This window comes from Mycoplasma sp. Z386 (genome assembly GCF_054343375.1).
The window spans coordinates 1-14,686 of sequence record NZ_JBTGVC010000025.1; the positions used below are offsets into that span (position 1 = coordinate 1).

A 14,686-nucleotide genomic window follows, 5' to 3' on the forward strand; every position below is an offset into this window, starting at 1 on the left:
TTTTAATTCTATTTTCAAAAACTCTTTTTAATTTATTTGTATCTAATTTTAAGTTGACTTCTATATTGAAATTATTTCATGCTCTTGCTGAATCATAAGAATCCAAAATGCTTACTGGTGCTTTGGAAAAACCCAAAAGTCTTAGAAAAGCATACTCATCTAGTTTTCATTTAGTCTTTGTTTTTATATGCATATGATTTATTGATAAAAAGTTTTTATCTTTGAGTCTGAGTGTAACATCTCCAACTTTATTTACTGTAAAATTATATTTCTGTTCTAAATCTGTTGTGAAATAATCATTAGAATTTTTCATTGTTTCTAAAACGTTTTCCACATTATATTTATCAATATAATTTTGACTAACATTTTTTTCTAAAGTAAGACCATTTTCGTCATTTTGCATAATGTATCAATTACTTTCATTATCATTAACAGAAACTTCAAAACCATTGTTTGATTTGTTTTTATCTCCTTTTGTTTCAACTAATTTAAATTGTAATTTAAAAACGTTTTCATTTTTCATATCAAATAAATCATCAATAAAATGATTCATAACATTTTCTAAATAATTTTCTAAATCAGTATTATCTCTATGATAAATATAGTCGTTTCCATTGAGTGTAATTCCTTGTTTTCCTTGATTAATTTTTACGTTTTCTAGATCATCTTTATGACGAATAATTACATTTTCTTTAGCTAAAATATCTCTCAATTTATCTATATCATCCTGTATAAACGGATTAATTTTTAGATCATATTCTGGTTGATTTACTTCTTTAACTTTAAATTCGTAAAACGGATTGTAAGTTAAATTTTCTTTAATTCCTTCAATAATACTTAACTGTGCTTCTTCTTGTGTATCAAAAGGATTGTTGAAACTATCAAAGTATTTTTTAACTATTCTGTTTTCAGAAATGTATGAATCAATTGCAAGTCTTTGATTATCAACATAATTTCCAAAAATATCTCTGTATGCAGGTTTTATTTTTTCTCGATCGTATTTATAAAGTTTTTCTGTTTCGAGAAAAACTTGACTGTACTGATTATTTGTATCTTTCAGACCAATTGCACTTGTGAATCTTCTGTTTCCTATTTTTAATAATTCATTTAGAATTTTAATTTTGTTTTTGATTTTTTCCTTCAGTAGATATAATTTTTAAAGGTCTTGACAATATAAAGTGAATAGAATCTTTTTCTATATGTTCTTTATAATCGTCTATTTCACTAGAATATTCTCTTTCTAATCTTTCTCTAGAAAAAGTTAAATCATAATTATAAAATTTTTCTGAATTTTGATTTTCAATTATTTGGGAATTTTCCCTTGCACTTAAATCATTTTCAATATTATATCAATCGTTAAAATCATTTTCAGACTTAAAACCAAAATTAAAAGTTGTGGATAGATTTATTATAGGTGTATAAGAATTAAATTTCTCAATTTCTTTTTTTGAAATACCTGGTATTAATTTTTCTATTTTAGGTTTTGGAGTAGAAAATCATTTATAATTTTCGTTGTTTTTATATTCAAAAAAAGTATAATTAGATAATAAATTTATTCTAGAAAAATAGTTATTTTCATAATTTTTAGGAAAATATACCACTTTGTTAAAAACAAAACGACCCTCTAAATGCAAATTAGGAATAGATAATAATCCTTCAATAATAGAAGTATTGATTGAAAAAACTTCATTATAATCCTTATCACTTTCAGAAAAATTAAATTTAAATTTATAATTGCTCTCTTTTACTAAATAAATTTCTTTTCCATCATTATATTTTATTTTTTTGTTTGGAGCCAACTTATCAATAACATCTTTGTAAACTTTTAATTTAAACTTAAAATTTGATAATCAATTAAAGAAAATCTTGGTTTTTTCTTGCTTAAAATATATAAAAATATTTTCATTATTAAAATTTTCTAATTTTTCATATTTATAAATTGGTCTTCTTTCTAATAATTTATTAAGATTTATTATTTCGTAATAATCTCTATTATTAAAATCAAATTCTTCAAAGTCATCAAACACATAATTGTCAGTTCCCACGTATTTTTCTTTATATTTGTTAAAAAGTTCATCATATTTTTGCTCTTCAGGTGTTTTTGGAAAATTAGATTTTTCGATTTTTTCTTGATTACAACTTGCTGCCAAATTTACAGAAGCAAAAGTTAAGATGACTACACTAGTTAATAACATTTTCTTTTTCATTATTTAACTCCTTCTATTTTTCTAGTTCTATATTTTATGTAATCTTTTAGATATGACATCATACCTTCTTGCGAATCGAAGAAAAGTTCTTGATTATTTAAATCTATGGTTCACAAGTTATAATAATTAGATTTTATTTCGATAGATTTGTTATTTTCTACATAAAATCTTCTTTCTGCCACAGGAAGAATTAATTTACCTAGAATTAGTCTGTAATTTAATTGAAAGATTTTAGGATCGTTGAATTCAAATAATTCTTCTCTAAAAGGTTGTCCTCTAGATATAAGGGTACTTTTTAGTCCTGGTATGTAATATCTTTCTTTTGGTTTCATTCTTTTAAAAAGATATTCTTCTAAATTTGATTCTTCAGTTTGGTTTGCTAATTCTGTAATGTTTGTATATCTTGAGTTGTAATTATAGATTTTTTTCTCAGAATCATCTATTGAAATAAAGTTTTTTAAAATTCCTATTTTAGTATTTTCTAAGAATAAAAATTCTTTGTTTTTTCTAAAATATTCACTAAAATTTTCCAAAATGTTAAATAATTTTTCATCTTTTTTGTCTTTATTATTTTTATAATAATCTAATCAAATGCTTCTTAATTGATTTAATCCATTTATGGTTGAATCTGTTTTATTTATGTATTTTATTTTTTGATTATTAAATGGATTTTTTACTATTTTTTTATGATTAATAATTGTATAATCACTTTTTTCTATGTTTTCAAATAATGATATATTATTTTGATTTTTATAAACAAATTTATCATTTAAAGATAAAAATTTGTGTCTAGAATATATATAATATTTCGAATTTCTTTTATCCTTTAATTGTTGAATTATTTCACTTTTTATTAAACTATTAAAATTATTTATTTTTTGTTTTATTGTTTCTACTTTGTTTTTATAAATAGAGTTTTTTATATTATAAGAGACATAATCATAACTTAGTAACAAATTATCGATTTGATCTTTAATTTTTTGAATTAATTCTTCTTTACTTTCTATATCTAACAATAAATCATTGTTAAATTCTTTATATTTTTCTTTTAATTGAGAATTATTTTTAAACATTTTATCCAATGTTGAAATCATTTGCTGTTTTAAAGTTTTTATATTTAAATTTTTAACTCTATTTTCTAAAACTCTTTTTAATTTATATTTGTCTAATTTTAAGTTTACTTCTATATCAAAATTATTTCATGCTCTTGCTGAATCATAAGAATCCAAAATACTTACTGGTGCTTTAGAAAAACCAAAATATCTTACAATTGCTCGTTCATCAAGTTTTCATTTAGTCTTTGTTTTTATATGCATATGATTTATTGATAAAAAGTTTTTATCTTTTAATCTAAGTGTAACATCTCCAACTTTATTTACAAAAAAATTATATTTCTGTTCTAAATCTGTTGTAAAATAATCATTAGAATTTTTCATTGTTTCTAAAACATTTTCTACATTATATTTATCTATATAATTTTGACTAACATTTTTTTCTAAAGTAAGACCATTTTCATCATTTTGAATAATAGATCAATTGCTTTCATTATCATTAATTGAAACTTCAAAACCACTATTTGTTTTGTTTTTATCTCCTTTTGTTTCAACTAATTTAAACTGCAGTTTAAAAACGTTTTCGTTTTTCATATCAAATAAATCATCAATAAAATTATTCATAATATTTTCTAAATAATTTTCTAAATCAGTATTATTTCTATGATAAATGTAGTCATTTCCATTGAGTGTAATTCCTTGTTTTTCTTGATTAATTTTTACATTTTCTAAATCATCTTTATGACGAACACTTATATCATTTTTTGATAATTTTTCATACAATTTATTTATATCATCCTGTATAAATGGATTGATTTTTAGATCATATTCTGGGTGATTTAATTCTTTAACTTTAAATTCATAAAACGGATTATAAGTTAAATTTTCTTTAATTCCTTCGACTATACTTAATTGCGCTTCTTCTTGCGTATCAAAAGGATTGTTGAAACTATCAAAGTATTTTTTAACTATTCTGTTTTCAGAAATATATGAATCAATTGCAAGTCTTTGATTATCAACATAATTTCCAAAAATATCTCTATATGCAGGTTTTATTTTTTCTCGATCGTATTTATAAAGTTTTTCTGGTTCAAGAAAAACTTGACCATATTGATTATTTATGTCTTTAAGACCAATTGCACTTGTGAATCTTCTGTTTCCTATTTTTAACAATTCATTTAGAATTTTAATTTTGTTTTTGATTTTTTCCTTCAGTAGATATGATTTTTAAAGGTCTTGACAATATAAAGTGAATAGAATCTTTTTTAATATATTCTCTTTTTTCATCTGTTTTTACATCATAATCTTGTACTTTTCTTTCTCTAGAAAAAGTTAAATCATAATCAAAGAAGTTTTCTGAGTATTGATTTGCAATTGTTTCAACATTTTCTCTTGCACTTAAATCATTTTCAATATTATATCAATCATTTAAATAATTGTCTGAATCTAATTCAAAATCTATGGTTGTTAATAATTTTATGTTTGGAGCAGTAACATTAAATTTTTCCATTTCTTTTTTTGTCATATTTGGAAATAATTTTTCTATTTTTGGTTTAGGTATAGAAAAAATTTTGAAATGATCTCTGAATCCTCTTTCTCCGAAAGTTAAATTTGATTTTATATCTAGTGATGAAAAGTAACTATGTTCATCGTTTACACCAAAAGTCATAGCAGAAGTTAAAGCAAATAAGCCTTCTATTTTTACATTAGGTATTTGAACTAGTCTGTTCATAACAAAATAACTAACAGCCATTATTTCACTATAATAATCTTTCGTTTTAGATAAAGTAAAATTATAATTACTTTCTTTAACTAAATAGACATCTTTATTATTTAAATACTTTATTTTCTTTTCGGGCGCTAATTTATCTATAACATCTTTATATACTTTATATTTAAATTCAAAATCATTAAATCATGTATAAAATTTTTCTTCACTTTCTTTAGTAAAAAATAAATAAATATTTTGATTATTTTCTATTTTAATATTTTTTATTTGAAATACAGGATTTAACTCTACTAATTTTTTAGCATTAACTATTTGATAATGATTTATATTATTAAAATCAAATTCTTCAAAATCATCAAATACATAATTATCAGTTCCTACGTATTTTTCTTTATATTTGCTAAAAAGTTCATCATATTTTTGCTCTTCAGGTGTTTTTGGGAAATTTGGTTCTTTGGATTTTTCTTCATAATTACAACTTACTACCAAATTTACAGAAGCAAAAGTTACGATTGCTGCACTTGTTAATAATATTTTCTTTTTCATTATTTAGTCCCTTCTATTTTTTTAGCTCTATATTTTATGTAATCTTTTAAATATGACATCATACCTTCTTGAGAATCGAAGAAAAGTTCTTGATTATTTAAATCTATGGTTCACAAGTTATAATAATTAGATTTTATTTCGATAGATTTGTTATTTTCTACATAAAATCTTCTTTCTGCTACAGGCAGAATTAATTTTCCTAGGATTAGTCTATAGTTTAATTGAAAAATTTTAGGGTCATTAAACTCAAATAATTCTTCTCTAAAAGATTGTCCACGAGAGATAAGGGTACTTTTTAGTCCTGGTATGTAATATCTTTCTTTAGGTTTCATTCTTTTTAAAAGATATTCTTCTAAATTAGATTCTTCGGTTTGATTTGCTAATTCTGTAATGTTTGTATACCTTGAATTATAGTTATAGATTTTTTTCTCAGCATCATCTACAGAAATAAAGTTTTTTAAAATTCCTATTTTAGTATTTTCTAAGAATAAAAATTCTTTGTTTTTTCTAAAATATTCACTAAAATTTTCCAAAATGTTAAATAATTTTTTATCTTTTTTGTCTTTATTATTTTTATAATAATCTAATCAAATGCTTCTTAATTGATTTAATCCATTTATGGTTGAATCTGTTTTATTTATGTATTTTATTTTTTGATTATTAAATGGATTTTTTACTATTTTTTTATGATTAATAATTGTATAATCATTTTTTTCTATATTTTCAAACATTGATATATTATTTTGATTTTTATAAACAAATTTATCATTTATAGAAAAGAATTTGTTTTTGACATAATAATTATTTAAAGCATTAAAAGAGTTAATTAAATATTCCTTAACTTGATCTTTTATGATTTTATTAAAATTATTTTCTTTTTTAAAATCTTTTTTAATAAATTCCTTAGAAATTTCATTTAGAGAATAATAATAAATTTTATCAATAGATATTGGAGTTTCTTTTATTTTTTGTAATAATAAAATTTTACTTTCCATATCTAAGATTAAATCATTATTTAGTTCTCTGTATTTTTCTTTTAATTCAGGATTGTTTTTCAAAATTTTATTGAGTGTTAAAACTATTTGATTATTTATAGTTTGTATGTTTAAATTTTTAACTCTATTTTCAAAAACTCTTTTTAATTTATATTTATCCAACTTTAAGTTTACTTCTATATCAAAATTATTTCATGCTCTTGCTGAATCATAAGAATCCAAAATACTTACTGGGGCTTTAGAAAAACCAAAATATCTTACAATTGCTCGTTCATCTAGTTTTCATTTAGTCTTTGTTTTTATATTCATATTATTTATTGATAAAAAGTTTTTATCTTTTAATCTAAGAGTAACATCTCCAACTTTATTTACAAAAAAATTATATTTCTGTTCTAAATCTGTTGTGAAGTAGTCATCAGAATTTTTCATTGTTTCTAAAACGTTTTCAACATTATATTTATCAATATAATTTTGACTAACATTTTTTTCTAAAGTAAGACCATTTTCATCATTTTGCATAATAGATCAATTACTTTCATCATCATTAATAGAAACTTCAAAAGCATTGTTTGATTTGTTTTTGTCTCCTTTTGTTTCAACTAATTTAAACTGCAATTTAAAAACGTTTTCGTTTTTCATATCAAATAAATCATCAATAAAATTATTCATAATATTTTTTAAATAATTTTCTAAATCAGTATTATCTCTATGATAAATATAGTCATTTCCATTGAGTGTAATTCCTTGTTTTTCCTGATTAATTTTTACATTTTCTAAATCGTCTTTATGACGTAAAATTACATTTTCTTTAGCTAAAATATCTCTCAATTTATCTATATCATCTTGTATAAATGGATTAATTTTTAAATCGTATTCTGGTTGATTTACTTCCTTAACTTTAAATTCATAAAACGGATTATAAGTTAAATTTTCTTTAATCCCTTCAACTATACTTAACTGTGCTTCTTCTTGTGTATCAAAAGGATTGTTGAAACTATCAAAGTATTTTTTAACTATTCTGTTTTCAGAAATGTATGAATCAATTGCAAGTCTTTGATTATCAACATAATTTCCAAAAATATCTCTGTATGCAGGTTTTATTTTTTCTCGATCGTATTTATAAAGTTTTTCTGGTTCAAGAAAAACTTGACCATATTGATTATTTGTGTCTTTTAAACCAATTGCACTTGTAAATCTTCTGTTTCCTATTTTTAATAATTCATTTAAAATTTCTTGATGATTTCTAAATGATTTAGGTACACCATTTATTTCTATTACATATAAATGTCCTGTTTCTGAATCACCAGAAGCAGAGACAGAAATTACCGGTAAAGAAACATAAGCTGCTGTTGTTAAACTAAATATTATTTTTTTCATTGTTTTCTCCTTTTATTTTGTTTTTTCTATATTCTTCTATGAAGTAATTTATTAATTCTTCTTTGGAGTCAAATTCTTTTCCTAAATAAGAATATACAGTTCTTGGATTATAGCGATAAACTTCTTTTCTAATATCTAAACTTTTATCTGTTTTTAAAAACTCTTTTGCTTGATCATAATTTAAAAAGTATTTCACATTATTTTCTTTATCAAAAGTTTTATAAAGAATTACTTTTTGATAACTTTTCAGTTCACTATATTTATATTGACCATCAATATCTCTTCTTAAAACAAATTTAGATCTAACTTTAAATTTGTCTGCATATTTAGTAAGCAGTTGCTCTATTTCTTTTTTAACATCTAAATAGACATATTTAGAATTAGAACGAATATTTGTATCAAGTACAACAAACCTTTCACTATTGCTTAAATCATTATTTAATAATAATTTTTCAATTTCTTCTCTACTTAAATAAGAAGTATCATATTTTTCTAGCGAAGGATTTTCTAAAAATTTCTCTTGTTCTAAAGGATAAGAATCTTTTAGTTCAGGAACTTGCAATAAATAAATTGGTTTCAAGTTAATGTTTAAATAGTTAATGAATTTCTTCATTAATTCTTTATAGTTATCTACTTTATATTGAAAATTATCAGAATCAAATTTTAAATAAGTAATATCAGTTAAGTATCTAGCGCGATTATCTTCGTTTGCTAAATAATTTTGTAACTCTTGGACACTCTCAAAGAAAGGCATTGTCTTTTTATCAAAAGTTGATGTAGGAATTTCTTTTTCAAAAGAATATAATATTTTTAAATCATCAATGTATTCTAATTGTAAATTTCCTTTTTCTATTTCTTGAATTACTTCTTTTTTAAGATATTCAAACATATATTGATCATATTTTTTATTATTAAAATAAAATTCATCTTTTACTGTTGCATTTAAAATTTTTACTGGTGTTAAAATTTTATCTTTGATCTTGCTAATATCAGAATTTACTTTATTTCATAATCCTCAAAAACGTTTTGTGGAACTTCCACCTTGTCAAATATAATCTTCTTCTGAATTTGGTTTAAAAACATATTCATGAAATTCTTCTGTTCCTATCGCTTGAATAATAAAGTCAAAAAGAATTTCAGCACCAAAAGCTCAAGGTCCTAAAACTTTACTTAAGTTTTTAATTGCACCTGCTGCATTTTTAATAAAATATAAGGTGGATTCTAGTGTTTTTTCTGTACTTGCAAAGAAGATAAAATCTGTTGCAAGACCTAAAAGTGCCGCACTTTTATTTAAAAATTTTTGATTTTGTTCACTAATGTGTTTTTTAGTTGGTTTTGTGTATTTTCCTGTACTTTTGAATTTTTTTGTTCATTTTCAATGTGTTTTTTGATCAACTTTTTTTAGTATTTTATCTTTTTCTTGTCTTAAAGTTAAAACGGTGTCATAAAACTTTGGAGAATCGATTAAAGAAGTGTGAATTGCAAAATCGTTTGAAGCAAATTTAACAAAACTAATTAATTCAAAATAATCTTTATATTGACCTTTTAATGTTTTGATTTCTTTAGGTGGAATATAAGAACTACCACTTTCTTCGTATTTAATATTAAAAATATCAACATCAGGTAGTGTTAATAATTGTTCTATTGAAGATTTTAAAACAAATTTAATGCTTTTTGAAACTGAAATAGTAGCATCAATAAATTCTTGTTGACTCTTGTTTAAAGAGTTAAAAACAGGAACATTTTTAACATATTCTAAAGTGTTTTCGTTGTAATTATAGGCATTTTTGGTTTTTGAAGTTAAAGAATACAATTCAAAAAATTCTTTGTATTTTCTTAATTCTTCTTCGCTATTAGTGTCTTTTAATAAAAGGATTCTATCAAATTCTTCACTTGAATTTGTGTTAGTTAAAGAAGCGGTTGCAAAATTTATTAAATTAATTGCATTCATAAATTTAGTACTTTGTGTAAGCGAACCTAAAAAGTAGTCAGGACTTGTTGATACCGAAATATTTAAATCATCTTTTAAACCATACAATTTTAATAAATCAATGTGTTCGTTGTTTTCTGTAACATAAAATTCATCTGTGAATATTTCTTTTAAAGTTGTATTAATAGTATTTAAAAATGATTTTATATATTTCTTAAATACATAAACTGTTTTAAAGTTAATTTTACTTTCAAACATTGCTGAAATAGAAGAAATATAAAAGGAATAAATTTGATTAAATATAGTTCCGTGTTTTCCTTTTAAAAGGATCTTATTTGCATCTTGAATTTTGTCTCAAAGAGTAACGTCTTTTAAATTAGCATATTTAATTTTAGAAAATTCTTCTTTCAAATTCTCTAGATCTTCTCTTAATAAATAATTATTTAAAATTGAGAAATTTTGATTATAATCTTTTTGTAATTTTTCTTTATCATTTTCGTTTAAATGGGAATTTAAAAGGAATTTGTCAAAATTAGCATCACTTTTTTGTTTAATAATTCGAGAGACAAAATTATTTACAAGACTTTTTTTAGTTTCTTCCATTGGGTTTGTAAATAATTTTTCTTCTCTCTCTTTTTTATTTCAATTATTTACATCAACAATGTCATTTATAGAACCTGATGGACTATCTAAAAATAATTTCCCATAGAAATTTTCTTTTACTGATTTATCTAAATCAACAATAAATTTATTTTGTCCGTTAGTTGAATTTAATTTTAAAATCGGTAATTCACTTAAATATGAATCAAATACTTGATTTTTGATAAAGTTATCATATTCATAAATTTTGTTTTTAAAATAAATGTATTTTTTGTAATTATTTTTTACAAAATTATCTAAATTAGATTTAATTGAAATATCAGAAAAAGAAATTAAATCATTTGGTGCTTTAATATGTTTATTAGTTTTAGCAAATTTAATTTTTGATTTTAATTCACTTAATTTTTGCTTATCTGATATATTTTTAGTAGCAATTTCTTGATAAAGACTTTCAAAATAATTAATTAATTCAGCTTTAGTTTGAAAAATTTTAGCATTGCCACTGCTTTTATCAAAAGTTGTTTCATATTTATAAAAGGAATTTACATTAAAATATGAAAGTTTTGCTTCTAATTCATCAGTAAAAACTTGATTATCTTTTCCAAGAAAAACTTCTTTATTTTCTAATTCATCTTTTCTTACAAGAGTTGGTCCAAATAAATTAGAATTTAACTCATTACTTGGTAAAATCTGTTTTTCAAGTTCTTGAATATCTTTATTAGAAAAGAATTCAACTGCTTCTATTTTTTGATCTAACATTACATTTAAATCACTAAAATTATCGATTAGTTTATCTAATGTTTTTGAAACAAAAACATCTTTGCTTTGATATTGTGTTTCTTGTTTTAATTGTTCTAAAATACTACTTTTGATTTGTTCTTCTTCATTAATTGTTTTCTTATTTTCTTTATTTATAGGCATTAAAATGGCAGCAGCAACTCCTGAACCTACTAAAACTGTTGCTATTGCACCAAAACCTAAATTTTTAATATATTTTTTCATTATTTACTCCTTTTTACCCAATAAAATATTAGAAATGAACCATTTAGTAATGTAACTAATATTATTAAAGTTAAACCTAAATAATTAAACTTATTTTTTACTGATATTTTATTAGTTACAACATATTGAAAATCAGTAATTTTTGGTTTATTTGCTAAAAATTCAAATTCATAATTTTTATTTTCATTGTTTGATAGATATTTAAAGTTTTTCAATTTATCAGATAAATTTTGAATTGAAAATGACTCAGAAATCAAATAATTTTTTCAATCATCGATTGTGTTAATATTTGAATAATAAATATGAAATTGTGATAAATCTACTTCAAAATATTTAAATGCACTATTTAATATTCAAACTTTATTATCCTTGAATATTAAATATTTTTGAGATATAAATTCAAAATCTTGATTATCTATTTTTGAATTTAAATCTATTTCTTTATTATTTAAAATCAAAGATTCTACATAAAATTTGCTCAGTTTATTATTTACAAATTTATCATTTATAAATCTTCTTTTTATAAACAATAAATTCAGAAAATCAAATAATTCTTGTGAATTTTGTTCAATAAATTGTTTTATAAAAAATTGGTCTTTTAGAAAATAGATAAAATCTCTTTTAAAAGTTTGAATATTTATATTATCTAAACCATTTAGTTGTCTTATAAACAAAATTTCATCATCACTAAAATCTTTTTCATCTCATAAATCTTTATTTATTTTTACTTTTAGATTTTCATAATTTATATTCTTATTTATGTTAGAAAAATTTAGTGTAGACAATAATGAATTTCTATCTAAGATTAAAAGTGCTTCTTGATTTTCTTTATATAAAAAATATTCATTGTTAGTAGTATCTCAATCATGCTTGTCAAATTGATTTATTTGATATAAAGTATTATAATTTCCTTTATTTTCTATATGTTTTATATTGTTGTGCATATTTTCTTTAAATACTAAAATTGAAAGTAAATATAGCGATTCAATAAAATCAAAATATTCTTTATTTTTATAGTTTAAAAACTTTTCAGAAACATTATAATAATTCATTTTATTTTCTTTTGATAACTCTATAGCTTGAAAAATATTTGGATTTTTATAATTTTCTGAATAGTTAATAGTACTTCTTGTTATAACAGGAATTAAAATAAAAGTACTAGTTATCATTGAATTGATCAAAATATTTTTCATAGATGATTTAAAAATTTTGATGATTAAAAGAAAAATAAAGGAAAATAATATAAAAACAAAGTTATTAACTAGTCAATTTAATAAAGTAATATAAATTACAACTAACTCACTAGAGGTGGCGAGAGAAATTATTATTTGATTTAATATTACAAGGAAATTTGTAACACTAAATAATATATAAATAGTTATTATTTTAGAAAATAAAATTACTCTTTTACTAGAAAATAAAGTGTTTTGAAAACCATCGTAGAAATTTCTTTTAGTTCCTATAAAAAGTAAATAAATCAAAGTAAAAGAAATAATTGCACAAATGACAAAATTAATATAAAAGATAAATCAATTATAGTTTATTAAATTATTCTTACTTAAAATTACAGGAATTACTGAAAACGAAGATAAAAAACAAAATACCAACAATATTCAAATTGTATGTGTTTTAAATAAATACTTAAAATTATTTTTTAAAATTGTTTTCATATTCTCCTTTGAGTGTTTCTATAATTACTTTTGTAAAATTTTCTTTTTTGTTTTTATTTTCTTTTAAATTGATTTCTTTAATTTCACCTGAATCAAGCAATACAAAATCTGTAACATAAGGCAAGATATTATTTATCTCATGGGAAACGATTACAATAGTCATATCGTTTTCAACTCTTAAATTATCTATAGTTTTGTAAAACTTTTCTTTTCAATAAATATCTAAATTACTTTCTAATTCATCAATTAGTAGTAATTTTGGCTTAATAAATTCCACTAATATCAAAATTAATTTTTGTTTTTCTCCTGAAGAAAATTTATTTGGGTTTTTATTAAAGGATATTTTATATTCTTGCATTTTATCTTTTATTGCTTGTTTTGAAATTTTCTTTTGATGAAAATAATAATAAAAATGTTCAATAAATTTCAATGCACTCATGTTGCTTGGAAATTTCAAATCAGTGTTGAAATATAAAACATCTTTTTTACCTTTGATTTTTTCTAAAAACTCATTGTCTATAAAAATTTCACCATCATAATCTGAATCATTTCCAGCAATTATTTTTAAAAGTGTACTTTTACCAGAACCATTATTTCCTGCTATTAAATAAAAACTTTTAAATTCGATGTTAAGTGAAATATTGTTTAATATTTTCTTGTCCTTATAAATTTTACTCACATTTTTGATAACTACTTTACTCATATATTCTAATTATATCATTTTATTTAAAAAAATTCACTTTTTTTATAAAAAGAATAAAAAATTTTGAATAAATTAGGGATTATTTTTACTTAAATTTTTATTTAAAATTCTTTTGAATAAAAAATCCGCTATTTTAAAAAACTAAATAGCGGATATAAACTTTTTTAAATTTTGTTATCAACAACCTTTTTTATTTTACTTTTTTCTTTTGATGAACTAGAATATTCCAATATTGAAATAATTAAAACACTGATAGCGGCAGGAAAAATAGTGAAATGAAATGGGATTTGTAAAACAAATAAACCAATTTTAAGTATACCTATAAATAAAACGCCCATTAATATACCAAAAACAATAAAAACTATTGCTGCATAAGCAATTAATATTATTTTTTTGTTTTTTACATTTAAACTTAGGTTCAAATTTTCTTTTTTGTAAATTAAAAAATAAAATAACATAGTGAAAAATATAAAAATAATTTTTTTGCTAAAACCTAATTTTGCATTTTTAATAAGGAAAAACTTATAGATAATGAAAATTAGATAATTGAATAAAGAATAGTAAATTATACAAAGAGTTAATACAAATTGTCATCCTCTATCTAAATAATGCAATTGCTTTTCACTAAATGTTATAAATAAAATTAGAAAAAATATAAATATTGTTAACATTAAATTTGAAAGAAAACCTAATGCTAAAATTTTCTTTTTATCTTGGTACATAATTCTCCTGTTTGTTTATTTAATTTATATACAACCATAATGTATATACAATATAATTATTTCACTTTGTGAAAATATTTGAACAAAAAAGAAATAAAAACCTAAATTTTTACTATTTTTCTATACTTAGCAAAAAATGACACATTTTCAACA

Annotated in this window: 9 protein-coding genes; all 9 read right to left on the reverse strand. The window is 21.3% G+C overall.

Annotated elements, in window-relative coordinates; translation table 4 throughout:
* Window positions 1-712: hypothetical protein (locus ACXX85_RS03560; RefSeq protein ID WP_458560646.1), on the reverse strand; the 712-nt coding region annotated here is incomplete at its 3' end.
* 403 nt (window positions 713-1,115) lie between these two features.
* On the reverse strand, window positions 1,116-2,207 hold the full coding sequence (locus ACXX85_RS03565; RefSeq protein ID WP_458560647.1) for a hypothetical protein: 1,092 nt from the start codon (window positions 2,205-2,207) through the stop codon (window positions 1,116-1,118).
* A complete protein-coding gene (locus ACXX85_RS03570; protein WP_458560648.1) occupies window positions 2,207-4,432 on the reverse strand; it encodes a hypothetical protein in 2,226 nt (741 codons plus the stop codon). Before ACXX85_RS03570 ends, ACXX85_RS03565 begins: the two co-directional genes overlap by 1 nt.
* Before the next feature lie 13 nt (window positions 4,433-4,445).
* Window positions 4,446-5,534 (reverse strand): hypothetical protein, encoded by a 1,089-nt coding sequence (locus tag ACXX85_RS03575; protein ID WP_458560649.1) that lies wholly within the window; start codon window positions 5,532-5,534, stop codon window positions 4,446-4,448.
* Window positions 5,534-7,906 (reverse strand): hypothetical protein, encoded by a 2,373-nt coding sequence (locus tag ACXX85_RS03580; RefSeq protein ID WP_458560650.1) that lies wholly within the window; start codon window positions 7,904-7,906, stop codon window positions 5,534-5,536. The genes ACXX85_RS03575 and ACXX85_RS03580 overlap by 1 nt, the downstream gene beginning before the upstream one ends.
* Window positions 7,887-11,438 (reverse strand): hypothetical protein, encoded by a 3,552-nt coding sequence (locus ACXX85_RS03585; RefSeq protein ID WP_458560651.1) that lies wholly within the window; start codon window positions 11,436-11,438, stop codon window positions 7,887-7,889. Before ACXX85_RS03585 ends, ACXX85_RS03580 begins: the two co-directional genes overlap by 20 nt.
* On the reverse strand, window positions 11,438-13,108 hold the full coding sequence (locus ACXX85_RS03590; protein ID WP_436358564.1) for a hypothetical protein: 1,671 nt from the start codon (window positions 13,106-13,108) through the stop codon (window positions 11,438-11,440). The genes ACXX85_RS03585 and ACXX85_RS03590 overlap by 1 nt, the downstream gene beginning before the upstream one ends.
* Entirely contained in the window at window positions 13,086-13,811 is a 726-nt protein-coding gene (locus ACXX85_RS03595) for an ATP-binding cassette domain-containing protein (protein WP_436358566.1), read from the reverse strand. The genes ACXX85_RS03590 and ACXX85_RS03595 overlap by 23 nt, the downstream gene beginning before the upstream one ends.
* Before the next feature lie 164 nt (window positions 13,812-13,975).
* Complete coding sequence (locus ACXX85_RS03600) at window positions 13,976-14,533, reverse strand: hypothetical protein (protein ID WP_458560652.1); 558 nt, start codon at window positions 14,531-14,533, stop codon at window positions 13,976-13,978.
* Window positions 14,534-14,686: the final 153 nt, after the last annotated feature.